Raw genomic sequence first — 15,171 nt, 5'->3', positions numbered from 1 at the left:
TGCGTCTGCCGCGGCCGGACCGGCACGAACAGGCCAGCGCAGCCCGCGCACCGTCGCCACGTCGCCGCCGGTGGAACCGCCAGGACACGCCGAACCGGCCGGCGTCTCATCGACGCGCCAGCCCGGGCCGGCACACCCGGTCATTGTGGACCGCCAGCCAGACGCGGACCCCGGCCGCGACGTAGAGGCCGATGGCTGCGAGTCTGCGGTGCTTCTTGCCGACCACCTTGACCCAGAGATAGGCGCCCGCCGCATCTCCAGCCGCGCCAACCGCCAGCATCGCGCTTCGGTTGGGTATCCAGTTCACGACTGGATTCGTCTCTCTGGCGCCCCGCCCCAACGCCTGATACGTCGTCGCATAGTCCAGCGCCACCCCGTGCGCGTATGTAGCCGTGGCCCGGCGCAGCGATTGCGCGGACGCCGGAGCCACCACCAGCAGCACGAGCAGGGCCGCGATCGCCGCTCTCATCGACGCGCCAGCATCGCTTCGAGTTCCGCGATCCGCCGTTCCAATGAGGCGATCCGGGCCGACGTCGTGTCGGTCCCACAATCGACCGCCGTCACAATCCCCCCCGCGACGTAGATGCTCTCTACCTTGTTCGCGCCGCACACGAAATTGTCCGTCACGCCAGCCACGGCGGCGCCGCCATAGTACGTCGTCGCATAGATCGCCGCGAACGGCACGAACGAATTGCCGATCGTGGTGATGCCATTCGAGAGCAGCGAGACGCCGCTGAGGCTGAGACTGTTCGATCCGACAGTCAAGTCCATCACCCCGCCAGACGGCGAAAAGATCTCAAGCGACGGGGTGCCAGAGTTGAAGTAATACATCCCGGCCGATAGGGCGCCATCGACCCACTTCAATTGGTTGGCCGTGCCGGTGCCCTTGTTGATCTTGATCCCGTCGGCGTCGATCGTGACTTCGCTGGAGATGAGCGTCAGGTTCGTCCCGTCCCATTGCAGTCGGTTCCCCGCCGGATCGCCCACGCGCAGCCGTGGCGTGCCGGTGTTGTAGTCCATCCACCAGCCGGTCCCGGTGCCGTAGGCCGATGCGCCGGAGTGGATATTTCCCGCGGTCCCGATCGCCATCCCTCCCGTGATGCTTCCGGACGTCGCGGTGATTTCCGCGCTCAGCGTGGCGCCGCCGACGACGACACACACCAGAGAGAGAGCCACACACGCGCGCATTCTCGTTGTCATGATTACCGTCCTTTCGGCCTGATCGGAATCGCTGGACAGGTCGAGGCCGCATCGCGCCACATCCACCGTGCGCCACCATCGGCGCGAATTTCCAACACATCGACAGGGCCGCCGACCCGCGTCGGCGTCGCCGCCGCCTGCAGCAAGATCAGCCGGCGAGCCGCGGCGGCGGTCCCGGCCTGCAACCACGGCGGGCGCGGTCGCTGATTCATCAGTTTCACGGCGGGCATGTCCGCTCCCACGCTGGCGGCATAGAACACCGCGCCGTCGGCGTCACACCCAGGGCCCGGACACGTGCCCAAGGTTGCCGTCGCCTCGAAAGGATCGGCCCGCTGCAGCTCGAAGCTGAAGGCTCCGACGGTCAAGACCCCGCGATCGAGACCGCCGATCACGATGGTCAAGAGAGGCAGGCCCGACGCTGCCGGTTTGGCTGACTGAGAGGCTTTGAGGCTGGCGTACACGGGCCCGGCGTTCCGGCGAATCGCCTCCAGGGCGTCTAACATGGTGGCCGTCGGCGCGATGGCCTGCTCCACCACCTCGTACACGTCGATCGCGTGGGTCCCGACTCGCCGCGAAAACCCGCCGATGACGAACCACCATTTGCCAGCCGGACGGACCTTGCAGCTCCGGAGGAAGCGCGTCTCGGTCTGGCCGTCATCGCGGCCGGCTAGGACGGAATCACCGGCGAGAATGATGTGCGTCGGTTGACGGAACACGACAATCGCGGTCGCCGACAGGCACGGCGCGAGCGCAGACACCGCGAGCGCCGCAACGAGGCACAGCACGAAGCACGGTCGTTTCATGGCTCGATCCTTTCAATCGCCGGCACGCGACACCGATCCGGAAACCGCCAGATTTCCTTCGTCGTGTTCGCTGGCGCCAGGCAGCTCGCCAGGGCTTCCCGCTCGAGCGCGGACGCGTACGCCGTGCCGCTCTTGACGCTGATAAGCCGGAAGCCGATCGCGTCCCATGCGATGAGATCCGCCAGCCCCTTCGAGCCCGCCGCCCGCGTCACCGTGTAGCCGCTCGCCTCGAGCAGGTGACGCGCCCGATGCTCAGCCCTTCGGCCCTTGTGTGCCGTGTTCATCGCTCGACCCGCTCCGCGTCGCGCGTGGCCCACTCAGTGCGCTTGATCTGCCGGCAGGTCGAACACCGCTTCGGTTGACTCAGTTCCCGCTCGGCATAGAACCGCCGCTGCCCCGCCGTCCAGACAAAGGACTGGCCGCAGTCGCAGCACGAAAGCGGCATATCCTCGAAAGTCGTCTCGTTGTTGTCCATGTTCATCCTCGAATCAGATCCCGCTCTACCGCGTCACCGTGGGCGCCGGCCGATACCGCCGCGCGCCCTCAGGTTGAAACGAAGCCCGGCCCGTGATTGGGGAGAACGTTCACGAGCCAGGCCAGGCGCCCACTCAGCGAGCGCCCACGCCCGCCCCAGGCGAGCGATTACAGAATCGTGATCCCGTCGGTGCCCTGGGGCTCGATGCCCTCTTCGCGCAACGCCTCTTTGACGTGCTCTTCGACGCACGCAATGAGCGACTTGTAGTTGCCGGCCAGGTGGTCCAACTCGGCAAGCTCGGGATTCATGCTGGCGATCCGCGCGTCATCGATCGCGCGAAGTTCCTCGAAGGGCACGGTCGGGAACATCCGCGGCGCATCCTTCAACGCCTGGACAAACTCCTTGTCGCCGTTCTTGACCGCTTGCGCGAGCATGGCCGTGAGCTCGAAATCTTTCTTCCCGACCAGCCGTGCCCGGATTTCGGACCCACGCAAAAACGCCAGCACCGGATCGACCTTCGGCGCGTCGTACGCCGACAGGGCGCGCAACCGCTCCCGCTCCGTCGTCGCCTTGGCCTGAAGGGGGTCGACGTGCTTCGCTCTGCGCTCACTCAGGGCGGTCCGCGCGAGCAGGGCGGCCTCTCTGATCTTGCCCTTCTGTTCGCTGGCCACGTAGGCCGTCTTGACGCGCTCGCGCCGCAGTTGGAAGTTTTCGAGGATCAAGCCGATGTCCTTCGCCTTCGAGAGAAAGCCGTCTTTGTGTTCCGGCTTCAAGCCGGGAAGCAGCGCGTTGACCGAATCGCCGAAGGGTAGAACTTTCAACATGTTCGTGTGCTCCTATGTTCGTGTGTCCGTGGTTACGCGTTCAAAGCCGTGAGAGCCCTTGTGTAGAATTCCGACTGCCCCTCCGCCTCGGTCAACTCGTTCGTCAACCGGCCGATGTCCGCGCCGGCCGATGCGCCGGACCCGATACGCACTTCGTCGGTCATCGCCGCCGCACAGGCCGTCTCCAGTTCCGCCGTGAGCGAGACGATCCGGGCATCGACCGTGGCCTTGCGCGCCGTCGCCAACGCGATGACGGAGGCCGGATCGGGCGCGGGGCGTGCCTGACTGAATACGCCGACGGAAAGGGGATTCGGGAAATACTTGATGTTCATCTGCTGTCTCCTGTCTATCGAACGAGTTTGACGATGACCGCGCTTGCGGCCGGTGGTTGGCTGGCGTCGTCACCAGTCCAGAGCGTGTGCCGTGATTCGTCGAAGTCCGTCGCGTTGATGGTCACGTAGCCGTCGCCCCGCACAACCCGCACGGTTGGAACCCGGACGCCGGGTTTCGTCGGCTGGTCATAGAACGTAACCGGCCCGGCTGGCGGGACTGGCCTTCCGTCCCGATATTCGATGTCGCCATAGAGGCCGTTGATAATCCGGCCGGACAGCGGGTCGAATTGCTGCATTCCGGTTGGCGCGTGCACACCGATGAGCGTGAGCGCCAGGGCTGCACTGTTGGCGCGATCGTCGTGAGATCCCGCCCCGAAGTGATCCACTCGATCGCGTCCACTTGGCCCGCGTCGACGTTCCAAGCCTCGAAGTTCCCGCAACAGGTCGGGTTGATCCAACAGCACGACGCGGCCCGCGTTCACGAGCGGCAGGAAGTCGAGATAGATCACGGAGCGGTCCCGCGTCGACGGCTTCACCGTCACACCATGCGATCGAAACTGTTCAATCGGAAAGCCGGCCGCGTACCGATCCATCGTGATCTCGCGCAGACCGTAGCTCTTGAGCAAGTCCGAGATTTCAGCGATGACACCCGACGGGTTGAAGGGCGGTTTCCATGCGCGCAACGCGAACAGGACGGACTTGTCGTCGACCTTTCCGGCAATCCCGACCGTGAACGCATCCTTGCCCGTTCCGCTCGCCGCGTCGCCGCCGGCCTGATAACGCACGGACGGTTCAAAGGGTCGCTCGAATACGCCGTCCGCCACGCACGCCGCGATCGCGTCCGGGTCCAGCAACGTCGACAGCCCTTGTCGAAACTCTCCGAGCACTTCAGACCGATACGCGTCCGGATCGTCCTGCTCCATGCGGGCGAGGTAGTCGGCCGGGAGTGTCGGGTTCATCTCTGGCGCCGACGCCTGCCACACGAGCGAATGCGGATCGTCGGTGCCAAACGCGCGACGGTGCATCTCGTACAGCACGCCGCTCTGACCGTACGGGCTGCTCAAGACGATCAACTTCCCGCCCGTGGTCGCAAGGCACGGCTTGACGGCTGTCAACATCTCGCGATCGATTGGCAGGTTGTCGCTGTTGCGATAGAACGCGGCTTCGTCCAGGACCACAAGCGCTGCTCGCAGCCCACGCACGCTCGCCGGCCGGCACGGATACGCGGCGAGAATCACGCCGTTATCGAGTTCGAGGGAATCGGCCCGACGCGCCCGCACTCGCGCCCGGAAGAGCGGGATCTTGTCGAAGGGTTCACACGCGGCCCGGAACAGGGTTCGCAAGGCGGCCCGTTGATCTTGCGCCAGCAGGATCACGTACTCGCCCGGCTTCGCCCGGGTCACGGCCGCGATTGCCCCGAGTGTGCCGGCGGTTTGCGTCTTGCCGCTTTGCCTGCCCGTGATCACGACGGCTTGCGCCCATCCGCCAGCCGGCGGGATGTAGGCGGCCCGGCCCGTGTGCCGAGTGAAGATCTCGACTTCCTCCGGCGTGAGTGTCGCGCCGTCTTGCGCCTTCGACCACACGATCCACCGATGCCAGGGCGACACGTCGCGATAGTGGGACAGGGCGCCGAAGAGATGACGATCGGCGATCGCGTCGGCAAACGTGAGCGTTCGGAGTGTGGCGCGTATCGTCATGCTTGCTCGCTGTTCTCAGGTTCGACGGAATCGCCCGCCCCGCTGGCAGAATCGGCCCGTGGTGCGCGTTCGTCGCTGTGGTCAACGTGAGCGTCGATGGTCGCTGGCGTCGCGTCCTGCGAGGCGTAGCGGGCTTCGAGGTAGCTTTCGAGTGTCACTTCCCGACGATCGGACAGTCCAAGCGACTTCCGGGCCGCCGGTGTGAGCCCGAGTTCCCGCGCGTACGGCAACTGCGCTTGTCGAAGCTGGCGGTAGGCGTCCAACATCCGGCGAGGCGTGCCGGTCTCAGTCGTCAATCGCGGTCCGCCGTCGGCGCCCTTGTCGGTCAAGTCCAGGAACGCGAAGGCGGCAAGCACTTCGAGTTCACACCACGCCCGCAACGTCGGCACGTCGGACGGCTGAAGCCCGGGCATGGCCCGGAGCACTTTCGCGACAAGTCGCCGGACGCGCCGGTCCCGACGCTGAAGGCCGGTTTGTGCCCGCGCGTACAGTCCGGAGCGTTGCGCGTTCGCATTCGCGGGCGGTCCGCTTCGTCCAGGCTTGCCGCTCATGTGGTGACGCTCCGAATCCGCGCGGGATTCTCTATCCAAGGCCCGTCAAAATCAGGCCGGGAATCCGGGCCTGTTTGCGCCGACTGTCCCCGGACTATCCCTGAAAGTGGGCTCATGCCGAATACCTTTCCTTGTGCGACTCGATGAACCGTTCCAGGTCGCGCCGATCGAAGAACCAGCGTCGACCGACTTTCACGACGGCGAGTTCCCCGCGAAACGTCGCGTCTCGAAGGCTCGTGTACGGCAAGCCGAGTGCCCGGGCGGCCGTCTTTGCGTCCAGGAGTCGCGGGCCGCGCGTCAGGATTCGATCTGCGCTGTCGGCGAGTGCTTCGAGGCCCATTCCTGAGGCCCCGTTTTCCCCGCCTTGCGCCGTTTGGTGCGTCGCGTCAGACATCGGCGCCTTCCTCGAAGTCTCGGGAACCTGAATCGGACTCGGTTCTATCGGGTGTTTCTGCGGTTTCCGAGCCGTCTATCTCGCGATTCTCTGAACAGCCCGGAACCTCGGGAACCTGCGGAACCTCGGGAACATGAACGCTTTGAGTGTCGCGGTAGGAAGAACCTCGAAGAGTACGTACAGGGCTTTCGTAGTTCTTGTTCCCAAGGTTCCTTATAGGGAACCCCGGAACCTCATCACCGAAATCGAGGTTTCGATCAATGAAACTGCTACTCGATTGAGGTTCCCGGCACTTTTCAGAATTCGGTGAATTTCCCGAGTCCCGGGAACATGAATCCCCGAGACTCAACTTGTAGCGGTATGGGTCTTTTCGGCCGCCGCCGCCACAGCGTTGAACGCGGTTCATGCCGCACAACCGGCGAAGGCATCTCACGCGGTCCGCGTTGCGCCCCTCGACGTGTGCCTCGAACCACGTTTCGGGAACGGGCTCGCTCACGCTACCCAGCGCGTCGAGCATCCGCTGTTCCATCTGGTCGTCGTCCACTTGGCGTTTAGTGCCAGCGATGCGAAGGCGGCCCGTGGTGGAGTCGCGTTCAATGATGACGGGCTCCAGGTCGTCGCCGATCCGTTGCGTGCTGGAGAGCGCCCGCTGTTGGCCATTGCGGGCCAGGACGAACACCTGGTCAACGCTGCCGGCCAGGGCCGTGCTGCCGAGAATGGCGTCGATGCCTTGGCGGGTGTGGTGCATGCTCGCGTGGTGCACGAGGATGAGTGTCGCGCCCGTCTCGCGAGCCAACTTCAGGATCGGATCAAACGCCAACGTCGTCTGCGCGTAATCGTTCAAGTCCCGCACGCGGAGCGCCCGCTGTAGCGGGTCGAGCACGATCACCCCGGGTCGCTCGCGTTCCGCCAACTCGCGGAGCTTTGGGAGGATGTCTGTTGGAGCCTGCGACACGAAAAGTCGGATCGGTTCGTGGCCGGTCGCGCCCATCGATCGAAAGTGTTTCCGAATTTCGGATCGCTTTTCCTCGAACGCGCAGTGCCACACCGGAGCGTATGCCGTACGCCAACCCAGGAACGGCGTGCCGCTCCCGACCGACAATTCCAAGTCCCGGACGAGCGTGCTCTTGCCCGCCTTCGGCGCGCCAACGACCAGCACGACCGCGCCGGTCGGAATGCGACAATCAACCAACCACTCGACTTGATCGTCGGGCTCGGCGAGCAAGTCTCGAAGAGAGGTCAACTCGAAGGGTGTGCCGCCAATCGGCGCCGCGGCGGACTGTTGCGGATCGAAAGGCGCCGCGTCGCGGATGCACGCCAGTAACGCCGCTTTGTCGTGCGTTTGCAGGTAGTCGCTCACGTCACCCTTTGCGGGCAAGTCCCGCAGCGTGACGATCTTCACACTGAGGCCCGCCGCATGGCAGGACCGGGCAACCGCGCGTGCATGAGCTTCGCCGGGCGGATCGTTGTCGGGCAGGACGGCGACGCGTTTGCAGCCGGCCGCCTTCAACTGAGCGGAGTACTCGTCACGCCACTTGCCAGCCCCTCCCGCGTTCGTGGTGGCCGGTACACCGATCGACCAGAGGCGGTCCGCGTCTTTCTCGCCTTCCACAGTAGCGACTGCCTCTTTGCCGGCGAGCTCCGGCAGCCGATAGATCACGCGCCGCACGTCCCCGAGTGACCAGATCCAACCGCCCGATCCGTCCGGCCGTCGCTGGCGGAATTGCTTGTTCGGGAAACGGCACACCTCGAAGAGAAGCACGCCGGATTCGTCGCGGTAGTCGAAGGTCATCTCTGGCGCGTGATGCTCCCGGGCAGAAAACAAGTCGCGCATCTGGAGCCCAACCGCCGCCACGATCGACGCGGCCGTGCAGCCGGCGTGACACTTCAACAGCACGCGGCCGTCGTCACCTTGAGAAATCGAGAGCGACGCGCGATCGTCTTCGTGAGCCGGGCACCGTCCCTGCCAGCCGTGCCCGTTCTGTTGGGCACCGTTGGGTAAGGCTGCGAGGAAGCGCGCGATCGGGGTGTCGAGCATCACAGGTACACCGATCGGGCGACAGCCTCGATTCCGACTTCTTTGATTGCGTCGCGCAACGCTCGCTCGCGTTGGTTCTCGAAGTCGACGAGACGCGCCGATTTCTCGTGCATTCGGACAACGCCGGCGTTCACATCCCGCCGTTCCTGGTCAAGATCGGCCGCCGCGTCAGTGACGCACTCGCCAAGCACGCGAAGGTGAGAAAGCGTTTCGGTGTATACTGGTGACATCGTTTTCCCCGTCCCGGGCCGCACGCCTGCCAGCGTCGCGGCCCTTCGTGTGTCAGGCTCGCAGCCTGTCTCGAAGTGAGCCGTCCTGGTTCACGTCGCGCGATTCGTCGGTGACTGCCTCGACAGGGCAGAGAAGATCGGCCGGGTCAAGCCCGAGCGTCTTTGCGAGCCGGGCCGCCTGCGAGGGATACGGCTTCGCCATGCCGTTTTCCCAGCGGGAGACATCGGCACAAGTGACGCGGGCGTAGAACGCCAGGTCTTGCTGCGTCCAATCCCGGCGCCGTCGCTCCTGTTGAAGTCTGGTCATATCGTTGGCTCCTAACGTGTGCATGTCCAATATACCGCATCTGTAACGGGTGGACTGACCGTTACTGAATACTCATATGCAGCCGTTACGGGTTGTGATAGAGTCGTGAACATGAACACACGACGAACGGAAGCGGATTTCCAGCTAGGACAACGCAACGTGCTTTTGAGCCGGGCCGCCGCCGATGAGTGCGGCGCAAGTCCGGTGTTTCAGCCCAAGTCGGGACGCTTCAGGCGAGACGTTGTGGTGCCAGTTTCTGAGGCGTGGGTCGAAGCCCCAATCGGTGAGGCATGGGTCGCAGCGCTTCGGTTGGGCTTTCGGAATCGTCAGCCGGTAGTGAGCGAACTTCGCATCTTTCCAGCCGAGCCAATGAGCGCGGCGAACACAGATCAACCGCTTGGTCACTGGAGCGGCGAGGCGCGCGGCGTTTCCGTGAAGGGCATCCCGCCAGGCGGTTTGACGGCTGGCGTACTCCGGCGCGTTCGCATCGGCGAGTGGCGGCGATTCCTGAAGAAGTTCCTTCGCCAAGTGGGCACGGAACGCGGCGAACAGATTTTCAGCGACGACGGCCTATTGGGGCACGCGGGGTTTCAGGCTCCAGCAGATCCGATCCATCGGGCGACCCGTAAGCCCGGTCCCGTGGGCCGCGATGACACGTTCTATCGAACCATCGCCCGCGAGTACGTTGCGGCGTTCAACGACGGAAGTGTCAGGCCGGTTGCCGATGTAGCCAGGCGTCATCCGAATGCGTCAGTGAACCTTGTTCGTCAATGGGTTCACCGGGCGAGAGTTCGCGGTTTCCTCACGCCGGCGGTCGATCCCGGCCTAGCGGGTGGCAGCCTGACGGCGCTAGACCCTGCCAGGACGGCCCGCCTCCGAAAGGTGGCCGCGAACGGAAGGCGCCGCACCACACGGCCGCCTAGTTGAGGGGATGCACGCTCCAGCCGTCGCCGGGATGCTGGAGCTCCTCAATCAGCATCCGCGCTGGCGATGGATCGAACGATGTCCCCTCAAACTTCACGACCGTCTCATCGAAACGAAGGAGTAGCCCGTCTCGCTCATCCCAGACGAGCGGTGCGGTATTCGCGGAGAACTTGGTATCCGCGAAATACACGACCACACTGAAACGCATCCCGATGTCGGGAAGGCTAATAGTCTTCTTTGCCTCAAACTTGCGGTTCCCCCCAGTCCCGGTGACATGAAACGGCAGAATCATCTTCACGTCCACAAAGCACCTCCAAGGGGGACGCGCTGATTCTACGCCGTTTCGTGTCCCTGTCCCTTTCGGTGTCCCTGCCGCGTCCGCATTCGCCGTTTTCTGGCTCACTCGCCGTAAAAGAAAGGGACCGGGTAACGTCCGGTCCCTGTTGGGTTTGCGCCTGATTTCGCGGATCGTCGGGAAGACGCTCCGACTACTCAAAATCCCGTTCTCAGCAATGAGAGTGTGGGTTCGATTCCCTCCTCCGGCACCATATAGTCACCCCAGGTTCCGTCATCGAGAAGGCGCGGCTGGCAAAGAGCGACCCAGCGTCGCCGGTACTGTCCCCCACCGGCGGCATCTGTCAGAGCGTAAGCTCCCCTTATGGATCGACACCCGGGCTCCAGCGGCGGACTTGTCAGGGCGGCGAAGAACTCCGTCGTCCCAAGCAAAGACTTTTGTGAGCCGCGCTCGCCGGTCCCCCGCGCAGGGGCCAGGTGCGGATTGGTACCGCTATTGCGACGTTATATAGTCTTCCTTTCGGCAAGTTCGACATGCCCCCGGCGTCATACCAGGAGGAGGGCACATGTTCTCGTGGCTCACACATCGGAGCGGTAGAGGCACTCTGGGAGTCCTGCTAGTCGCGGCGGCGTTCGTTCTCGGTCTCACCGCGGCGCCGGCCTCCGCCGACAGCGACAAGCGGGTCGTCAAGGTGATGACCTACAACATGGACGCGGGGACTGACTTCGTCTTCTTCTTCGCGTACCCCAACGACCTCGCTGCAGCGTACGCCGCCACGGTGGACGAGCTCGCGCAAAGCGGATTCGACATTCGTGCGGCGCGGATGGCTGACGTGATCGCCGCCGAAGATCCGTATCTCGTGTCCCTGCAGGAAGCCACGGTCTGGGATTACGTCACCAACGGCGGGTCGAGGATCCAGCTCCTGGCTGATCAGCTGGAACTCCTGATGGCCGCCTTGGAAGAACGGGGTCTGCACTACAAGATCGTCGCGGTGCAACCGCTGACGAACCTCATGCTGCCGCTCGGTGACGACGTCAACTTCCACTACCTAGACCAGAACGTCATCCTCGCGCGCACCGATCTCAGCCAGGCGGAGCTGGCTCTGTCGAACGCCCGGCAGGCGCAATTCCTGACGACCAGCGAACCGCTCCCCGGGTTCAGGCAGGTCAACGGGTGGATGTCCGTGGATGCCAAGATTCGAGGCAAGAGCGTGCGCTTCTTCGCCACGCACCTGGCCTCTCCGCTGTTCCCAGGCGACCCCGTTCAGGAGGCGCAGGGGGCCGAACTGGTCGAGATTCTGAGCGGCTCGCCGTTCCCCGTCATGCTCGCCGGTGATTTCAACTCCGACATGAGCGGCCTGGGCATCGGCCCCGACCAGACACCGACGGCATCGGCGATCGTGGCCGCTGGCTACGCAGACAGCTGGACGGCGGTGCATCAGACGTGGGAGGGTCTCACCTGGCCGCTGTTCTGGGAGGACATCTACGCCGGTGTCTATCCGGATGGGGAGCCGGTCGAGCGGATCGACCTGATCTTCGCAAAGGGCCTGGAGGTGCTCGACGCCAAAGCGGTCGGTGTCAGCAAGCCATACCCATCCGATCACGCCGGCGTGGTGGCGACGCTGCTCATCGAGAAGTAGCGCCGTTCTTCTGGGCCGAGGCTGCAAGTGGTTTCACAACCTGGCCACATGGGCGGGAAACTGCGCCCTCCGAGGTTGTGAAACCCCTGCTCAAACATCCCGGGCATCCCGCGTTGCAGGCGGGGCGCTGCCGCTGAACGGCAACGCGGGTGCCCGCGTGGTTCGGCAGTCTCACCACTAGCCGCCGGTGAGCGCGATCGTTGGGCAGCGCTTTCTCTCGTCCCTGCACCTTGGCGTAATATATGGGGCCACTACCACTCAAGGAGGCTGCATTGGGTCTAGCTGAATCTTTCGGCAAGTCTGGGTTCGCGCAGCTCGTGAACAGCCCGATCGGTCGCATCACTCGCATTGCGATTGGTCTCGGCCTCATCGCCTGGGGTTACACACACAGCGCGACGTCCACAGGCGCCGTCATCATGGCGGTTGGCCTGGTGCCCTTGGCGGCTGGTGTATTCGACCTGTGTCTGATAAGCGCGTTGCTGGGCGGTCCGCTGAGTGGTGCGCGCATTGGCAAGAGCGCGCCGCATTCGTAGGTCGCACCAGATCGAGCGAGCGAGTTCACGGGCACAGCAGTCGGCGACGCTACTAGATCGGGTCCGCCATAGCGCTGCCTGACTTTGAACGGCCGGGAAGATACGTGACAGATCAGTTCGGGAACATGGGTGACACGGTTCTCAGAACCGTCGGTCCCTCGTGGCTTTCGTACTTCGGTGGTCTCCGATGTTGTACCGCTCGAAGGGTGAATCGCTGATCGGCCCGCCGGCGAGCGGCACAGCACTTCAAACGATCTTGAAACTCTGCCCCTCAGAACACCCGACGCGGCTATGCAGCACCTGACGCCAGAAATCGAGCACGCCGACAAACCCGACTGCGCCAGCATCTGCTTCAGCCGCCTCCTTCGACTGTGCCTTTTCGTGTGCCCGCGACCATCCAACCCAAGCCAACCTGAGCCAACGCCAGCCAACTCGACTCTCATAGAACGCACGAAAACCAGCGTTTTCAGGCCTAATCTCGACCGGGCGGTCGAACTCAAAATCCCGTTCTCAGCAATGAGAGTGTGGGTTCGATTCCCTCCTCCGGCACCAGCCTTCGCTCACCGTCCGGCATGCACCTTTCCTCAGGTGAGCTTCGGCTGGCGAGCCAGTTGACACGCGAAGGTTGTCCGCCGAAGCAACGCGAAGAGAGTGTCGGGCTGGAGCGTTGCGAAGGCGGACGGGACTTCCGAACCTCGCGAGGACGGCCCTCTGTTTGCCCGCCGGAACGGGTTTTCAGACCGATCCTCGTTTGGTCCCGGCAGGCGGGTCAGTCGGATCTTTCCTGGCTCGGCGGTCACGAAAGACCCGGAGAATCGATCACCGAGGAGTTCCACGAGTCGCACGACGTCCAATCCTATTGAACGGCGAGCATTCGCGGGATACCGCAGGAGCACACATCCGATCACCCTGCCGTTCCCCCGCAAATGCCAACTGGCCGAAGTCTTTGTCTTCAGTGATGACGACCCTCCGTTCTATCTCAGCAAGTTCCATCACGTCACGGTCGGTGATTCCATGGCGCGATTCGGCAATCGCTACGACGTCATGGCCGGCGGCACGACGCGCCCGGACCACCGCGAAATCCCAACTTTCGTCGGCGAGGAACCGCACTGGCGTGGCTCGTCAGCTGTCCGTCCCGGTTGGACGGAAGACAACTTCCTCGTGGGCGAGCGTGTCGGCGGCAAACCGGATGGCGGCTTGAATATCGTCGGTGGTGAGTCTGGGATAGGCGTCGAGCAGGTCCGCTTGCGTCATTCCCTCGGCCAGTTTCCGCAGCACCAGTTCAACGGTGACCCGAGTGCCGCGTATCACAGGCTCGCCGAGCATAACGTCTGGGCGCATTTCGACGCGCGGGTGAACGGTCATGGCCAAGCCTCCACGTTTATCGCGCCACGCCCGCGGTTGCAGGTCCACAAGAAGGGTGCACCGTGCCCTACCCGCGCACACGCCCGCTGATGAGGAACACGGGATAGTCACGGTCGTTCCGATGGTGGACAAACGCGGTCGCGTCCGCGAGGTCGTCGAAGCCGGCTTGCGCCAGGAGGGCCTTCAGATCGGCCCGGTCGAAGCCGAGGTGGAACACGTCGGTGACGTCCGGTCTGTGGAACGTGCCGTCCTCGCGGTCCAGGTCGGCGAGCGCAACACGACCGCCCGGACGCAGATGATCGCGGAATTGGGCGAATAGGGGCGCCAGGCTCGCCACGTGGTGCAGGGTCATGCTGCTGACGATGAGATCGTAGTCGCCAGGGAACGCGTAGCTGTCGTCCGGCCGCAGCAACCACGTCGTCACCAACTTCAGCGCCTGCTCCCGTGCTTTTCGCTCCAGCACGCTCAGCATGCCGGTCGAGGTATCCGCCCCCGTGACGCTGCGCACGTTCGGCCTGAGGGCCAGCGTCAGCAGCCCCGTCCCGCACCCGAAATCCAGCACGTCCATCGCCGCCGCCAACCCGACCTGACGCACGATGGTGTCGGCCACAGCGTTGGCGAGCGAGACGCGCTTGGGGTCGTCATCCCAGGTCGCGGCAACTTGATCGAAACGGCGCGTGTCGATCATCGGAACAGTCGCCTTGCAGATCGGATCATGGATGGCTCCCGCGGTCGATGGCCCCCCGCCACGCCGATCATAGCGCACTGCCGGCAGTGGCGTCGGTGAACATCTCCGCCATTTCTCGTCGCTATCAACACGCCTCGGTTCTTGATCTCCCACATGCGAGTTCAGCGAACGATCCCCGGTAACGTCTCGACCTCAGCAGAGACGACGATGCGAGCTGCGCCGAACCGCCCGGTTTCGGTCACGTCGTGGGATTCGCCGACGACCAGTTGGAAAGTGCTGACATGCTTTTCCAGCCCTTCTGGCGTGGCGGCGTTGAGCAGAACGACTACATCCGGACCGTCCCACCACGCCCGGATAATGAACCTGGTGGCGGCGGCCTCCGTTCCCTCCACCAGAGCCTTGGCAGGAACCGATGCCGACGGCGGGCCAGTGTATTGGGTCGCCTGGACCTTCACGGCTGCCCGTGGGGCCTCTTGGGGGGGGGATCTGAGGCTCACCCAGACCGATGGACGCCCTGTGGAGTCCTCCTGTTCGATCCATCTGCCACTCGTGCAACGGGCGATGGTCTCCTCTCCCTTAAGCCTTACGAGCGCACCCTCTGAGAACGTCATGCCCCGATCGTCGAGGCAGAACTTCGCCGGCGTTCCGGGGCGCGAAACGTCCGCCAGCGAGTCTCGCCCCAGGCTGGGACCTGCAAGGTGGAATACATCCGCCGTTGTCAACGCCCCGGTGGGCCTTGCCCACCCCCAGTTTTGAGCATCACTGAAAAATGACACGGAAGCGTGCCTGTTGAAACGGCGAGGTATGTGTGTTACATTACACATATACTATGGCTACCCGCGCATCTGAGACCGTGACCGACGTCGAGCGCTGGTT

The 15,171-nt window shown here is 64.1% G+C and carries 19 protein-coding genes; 2 read left to right on the top strand and 17 right to left on the bottom strand.

Annotated elements, in window-relative coordinates; genetic code table 11:
* Nucleotides 1-106 precede the first annotated feature (106 nt).
* From NTV05_05180 to NTV05_05115, 14 genes are all read right to left on the bottom strand, one after another.
* Nucleotides 107-469: a hypothetical protein gene (locus NTV05_05180; GenBank protein MCX6543790.1), complete on the bottom strand. Its 363-nt coding sequence runs from the start codon at nucleotides 467-469 to the stop codon at nucleotides 107-109.
* The gene (locus NTV05_05175) at nucleotides 466-1,200 is read right to left on the bottom strand and encodes a hypothetical protein (GenBank protein MCX6543789.1); all 735 of its coding nucleotides are present in this window, start codon (nucleotides 1,198-1,200) and stop codon (nucleotides 466-468) included. The genes NTV05_05180 and NTV05_05175 overlap by 4 nt, the downstream gene beginning before the upstream one ends.
* 2 nt (nucleotides 1,201-1,202) lie before the next feature.
* The gene (locus tag NTV05_05170) at nucleotides 1,203-2,003 is read right to left on the bottom strand and encodes a hypothetical protein (protein ID MCX6543788.1); all 801 of its coding nucleotides are present in this window, start codon (nucleotides 2,001-2,003) and stop codon (nucleotides 1,203-1,205) included.
* Complete coding sequence (locus tag NTV05_05165) at nucleotides 2,000-2,287, bottom strand: hypothetical protein (GenBank protein ID MCX6543787.1); 288 nt, start codon at nucleotides 2,285-2,287, stop codon at nucleotides 2,000-2,002. Before NTV05_05165 ends, NTV05_05170 begins: the two co-directional genes overlap by 4 nt.
* A complete protein-coding gene (locus tag NTV05_05160) occupies nucleotides 2,284-2,478 on the bottom strand; it encodes a zinc-ribbon domain containing protein (GenBank protein ID MCX6543786.1) in 195 nt (64 codons plus the stop codon). Before NTV05_05160 ends, NTV05_05165 begins: the two co-directional genes overlap by 4 nt.
* A gap of 167 nt (nucleotides 2,479-2,645) precedes the next feature.
* Nucleotides 2,646-3,302 (bottom strand): hypothetical protein, encoded by a 657-nt coding sequence (locus NTV05_05155; GenBank protein ID MCX6543785.1) that lies wholly within the window; start codon nucleotides 3,300-3,302, stop codon nucleotides 2,646-2,648.
* 32 nt (nucleotides 3,303-3,334) lie between these two features.
* Entirely contained in the window at nucleotides 3,335-3,634 is a 300-nt protein-coding gene (locus NTV05_05150; GenBank protein MCX6543784.1) for a hypothetical protein, read from the bottom strand.
* Nucleotides 3,635-3,648: 14 nt separating this feature from the next.
* Nucleotides 3,649-5,331, bottom strand: coding sequence for a hypothetical protein (locus tag NTV05_05145; GenBank protein MCX6543783.1), 1,683 nt, complete (start codon nucleotides 5,329-5,331; stop codon nucleotides 3,649-3,651).
* On the bottom strand, nucleotides 5,328-5,882 hold the full coding sequence (locus NTV05_05140; protein ID MCX6543782.1) for a hypothetical protein: 555 nt from the start codon (nucleotides 5,880-5,882) through the stop codon (nucleotides 5,328-5,330). Before NTV05_05140 ends, NTV05_05145 begins: the two co-directional genes overlap by 4 nt.
* Before the next feature lie 112 nt (nucleotides 5,883-5,994).
* The gene (locus tag NTV05_05135) at nucleotides 5,995-6,276 is read right to left on the bottom strand and encodes a helix-turn-helix domain-containing protein (protein MCX6543781.1); all 282 of its coding nucleotides are present in this window, start codon (nucleotides 6,274-6,276) and stop codon (nucleotides 5,995-5,997) included.
* The gene (locus NTV05_05130; GenBank protein ID MCX6543780.1) at nucleotides 6,269-8,314 is read right to left on the bottom strand and encodes an AAA family ATPase; all 2,046 of its coding nucleotides are present in this window, start codon (nucleotides 8,312-8,314) and stop codon (nucleotides 6,269-6,271) included. The genes NTV05_05135 and NTV05_05130 overlap by 8 nt, the downstream gene beginning before the upstream one ends.
* Nucleotides 8,314-8,544 carry a hypothetical protein gene (locus NTV05_05125; GenBank protein MCX6543779.1) on the bottom strand — a complete coding sequence of 77 codons (231 nt, stop codon included), beginning with the start codon at nucleotides 8,542-8,544 and terminating at the stop codon, nucleotides 8,314-8,316. Before NTV05_05125 ends, NTV05_05130 begins: the two co-directional genes overlap by 1 nt.
* A gap of 52 nt (nucleotides 8,545-8,596) precedes the next feature.
* On the bottom strand, nucleotides 8,597-8,851 hold the full coding sequence (locus NTV05_05120; protein ID MCX6543778.1) for a helix-turn-helix transcriptional regulator: 255 nt from the start codon (nucleotides 8,849-8,851) through the stop codon (nucleotides 8,597-8,599).
* Nucleotides 8,852-9,770: 919 nt separating this feature from the next.
* Entirely contained in the window at nucleotides 9,771-10,079 is a 309-nt protein-coding gene (locus NTV05_05115; GenBank protein MCX6543777.1) for a hypothetical protein, read from the bottom strand.
* Between the two features lie 556 nt (nucleotides 10,080-10,635).
* Here NTV05_05115 and NTV05_05110 point away from each other — a divergent pair.
* Both NTV05_05110 and NTV05_05105 read left to right on the top strand, forming a co-directional pair.
* Complete coding sequence (locus NTV05_05110; GenBank protein MCX6543776.1) at nucleotides 10,636-11,709, top strand: endonuclease/exonuclease/phosphatase family protein; 1,074 nt, start codon at nucleotides 10,636-10,638, stop codon at nucleotides 11,707-11,709.
* Nucleotides 11,710-11,981: 272 nt separating this feature from the next.
* Nucleotides 11,982-12,242, top strand: a complete 261-nt coding sequence (locus NTV05_05105; GenBank protein MCX6543775.1) for a DUF2892 domain-containing protein — start codon at nucleotides 11,982-11,984, stop codon at nucleotides 12,240-12,242.
* Nucleotides 12,243-13,364: 1,122 nt separating this feature from the next.
* On the opposite strand, the gene NTV05_05100 is transcribed toward NTV05_05105, so the two are convergent.
* From NTV05_05100 to NTV05_05090, 3 genes are all read right to left on the bottom strand, one after another.
* Complete coding sequence (locus tag NTV05_05100) at nucleotides 13,365-13,607, bottom strand: DUF433 domain-containing protein (protein ID MCX6543774.1); 243 nt, start codon at nucleotides 13,605-13,607, stop codon at nucleotides 13,365-13,367.
* A gap of 67 nt (nucleotides 13,608-13,674) precedes the next feature.
* Nucleotides 13,675-14,295: a methyltransferase domain-containing protein gene (locus NTV05_05095; GenBank protein MCX6543773.1), complete on the bottom strand. Its 621-nt coding sequence runs from the start codon at nucleotides 14,293-14,295 to the stop codon at nucleotides 13,675-13,677.
* A 161-nt stretch (nucleotides 14,296-14,456) separates the two neighbouring features.
* A complete protein-coding gene (locus NTV05_05090) occupies nucleotides 14,457-14,750 on the bottom strand; it encodes a hypothetical protein (GenBank protein MCX6543772.1) in 294 nt (97 codons plus the stop codon).
* Nucleotides 14,751-15,171: the final 421 nt, after the last annotated feature.

Source organism: Acidobacteriota bacterium, assembly GCA_026393755.1.
In the GTDB taxonomy this organism is placed as follows: Bacteria; Acidobacteriota; Vicinamibacteria; order Vicinamibacterales; family JAKQTR01; genus JBAXOX01.
The sequence above is the reverse complement of the archived record's forward strand: the minus strand, read 5'-3'. Positions and strand labels throughout refer to the sequence as shown.